A 1690-nucleotide genomic window follows, 5' to 3' on the forward strand; every position below is an offset into this window, starting at 1 on the left:
CGTCGCGCAGGCGAACTCTGCGACGCAGGTTGGTGTGGCTCAGGGCGGCTCCAGCGTCTTCGGTGCCGGTGGTGCCGCTGCCGTCACCCAGCTGCTCGCGCAGGGGAATACCAGCTCGATCGGGTAAGTCACCAATACCCGCACACTCCCTGCTCCCGGGGGTGTGCGGGTACTCATTTCAATCGAGAACTCTAATGGACACAAGCAGCCCTGATAACGAGAGCGGTGGATCTGGCAGAGCCACACGATGCGCGGTTTGTGATCGCAAGTTTGGACTCGTCCGGCACTATTCGTGGCGCATCCCTTTATGCTCCAAGAAGTGCGTCAATCGCTACAGAGTTCGCCAGGCGAGTGATGGAAACTGGCTATACTGGCTTCTCACTTTAGACCAGCCGCCAGAGATCCGAGCGAGGGCTTGATGGCTTCCCAGATTTCACAACGAGGCAGGGAATACCGACAAATAGCACAGAGCTTGCTCCACGCTGTCAAAACCATGACCGACCGTACGATTGCCGCCCAGCTCAAGGCTCTCGCCGACGACTACGAGCGACGAGCCGAGAAAGCTTCGCATGATGGTGCGGCCAAAACGATCACGCGATCGGCCGCCAGTGCTGAACGCGAGTGGCGCACGTGACCAAACGGGCGATCCATAGCCATCCTGCGGAAGAAATGGGGCCGAGGACGACAGTTTTCACAACCCAAGGCCACTGGGGTGAGTACTTGGCTGGTAGGGTGCTTGGGAATCCAAGCCTGACTACGCTTGGCCTGGAGGCGCGGCACAGAGCCCGCGGAGTCGCGCTGCAACGGCGGCGGAAAGAACATGAATTCGCTGTACTTATCTAGTTGATCGCTGCTGGTAGGACATGAGTGGCTCGATTTAGCAGGAAGCTGCTTACTCATCGCTTTAGCCTTCCGCGTCGCGAATGGCCAGATGATGGCCGGCGACCGCCCGTGTGAGAATTCTCTCCGAGCTCTGAAAGAAGACTCTTTCTGCCGCGTGCAGCGCTCGACGCGATTGCCGATGCACCGCCCTGAACGTTGAGGGTGAGCACGTGTTAACGCAATCAGGATTGCCAACCTCGGGAGTTTGGTGCTGTCCGTCTTTAGGCATCCCGATTTAGCTGCGGGTCGCTTCTCGAGTGCGTCAGTCTCACGATCGGGGTGAATCGCTCAGACCTATGAAGGCCTGCGGCCAGTGTCGAGGCTGGTTCGGATGGTCGCACCATGGCACTGCGACGCTCGAAGCAAATTCGCTCGCCAACTTCGGTGGTGTGTCGTCTAAAGAGCCGGTGCGGGGGCGGCCTATCAGTGGTGTTATTTCTCGCCGCGGCTGCCGGCGCTCGCTGGGCGCGACGTTGCACCAAGCGATTCGTGGAGCAGCCCAACGTGCCATTCAAAGCTGCGTGATAGCCGGCTACCGCTCACAGACGGGTCGGAGGAGTGCAGCTTCAGCAATCAAACGTCACGCGACCCTTCCTTCGCATAACTCCGGGGCGCGTGGTGCCGGGTTACGAAGCCCATCGCGAACCGAAGCAGTTGCGGACTAACAAGCTAAGTCCAACGGGTAGTCAGAGCAGGGATGACCGAGTAGTCCATTTCCGCAGCTCCATGGTCGGACAACAACAAGAAGCATCTCAAGCCAAGGCAGACTGCGAAGTCGTGCGTGATTCTTCTCACAGATAGAAAAACA

Annotated in this window: 1 protein-coding gene; it reads left to right on the forward strand. The window is 58.9% G+C overall.

All coding sequences use genetic code 11. The annotated features are described in order from the left end of the window. Window positions 1–418: 418 nt before the first annotated feature. Window positions 419–634, forward strand: coding sequence for a hypothetical protein (locus XH80_RS02990; RefSeq protein ID WP_271597269.1), 216 nt, complete (start codon window positions 419–421; stop codon window positions 632–634). The last annotated feature ends 1056 nt before the right edge of the window (window positions 635–1690 follow it).

This window comes from Bradyrhizobium sp. CCBAU 45384 (assembly GCF_028128665.1).
In the GTDB taxonomy this organism is placed as follows: domain Bacteria; phylum Pseudomonadota; class Alphaproteobacteria; order Rhizobiales; family Xanthobacteraceae; genus Bradyrhizobium; species Bradyrhizobium manausense.

Bases quoted from the DNA above. Each gene is read 5' to 3' on its own strand.
- XH80_RS02990 (WP_271597269.1), top strand. From the start codon at position 419: ATGGCTTCCCAGATTTCACAACGAGGCAGGGAATACCGACAAATAGCA.